At 30.1% G+C, this 602-nt stretch carries 1 pseudogene; it reads right to left on the bottom strand.

The annotated features are described in order from the left end of the window. Nucleotides 1–602: pseudogene (locus tag D8847_RS10680) on the bottom strand (hypothetical protein); the annotation flags it as partial.

Genomic DNA, 602 nt, shown 5'->3' with positions numbered 1-602 from the left:
CATTGAAATAACTTTATTATAGTTCTTTGATAAATCTGTTTTCTTTTCTTCTTCAATGTTATTTAATATATCATTAACAGTCAGTTCAATAAGTGTTCTATAAGAAATAACAGGAATAATACTGTAATAGGTCTTAAATAACTCATTAATTTCATTTATTAAAACTTTAATATCTGGAGAAAAATTTGGAGTTCCGGTAATTGGCAATCTAATCAAGGACTGTTGTAATTGTTCAGGTTTTATCTCATACTCCTCAGATGATTTTATCCTAAAAGTAAAATCACCTTCATACTTGAGATTAGTAACTTTATCCTTTGCACTTACTGTTATGGTTTGCTCTCCAGTTCTTCCAAATCTAATTTTTCCTTTTCTATTATCGTATCTGATTGTATTATTCCCATTTGTTTTTATATCGGGCTCTATTCTCTCCCATGCAGTTCCAAAACACTTGAGATTAGTAACTTTATCCTTTGCACTTACTGTTATGGTTTGCTCTCCAGTTCTTCCAAATCTAATTTTTCCTTTTCTATTATCGTATCTGATTGTATTATTCCCATTTGTTTTTATATCGGGCTCTATTCTCTCCCATGCAGTTCCAAAAC

This window comes from Streptococcus mitis (assembly GCF_003942795.1).
GTDB lineage: Bacteria > Bacillota > Bacilli > Lactobacillales > Streptococcaceae > Streptococcus > Streptococcus mitis_BJ.
This window is presented reverse-complemented; position numbering and strand designations above follow the sequence as displayed.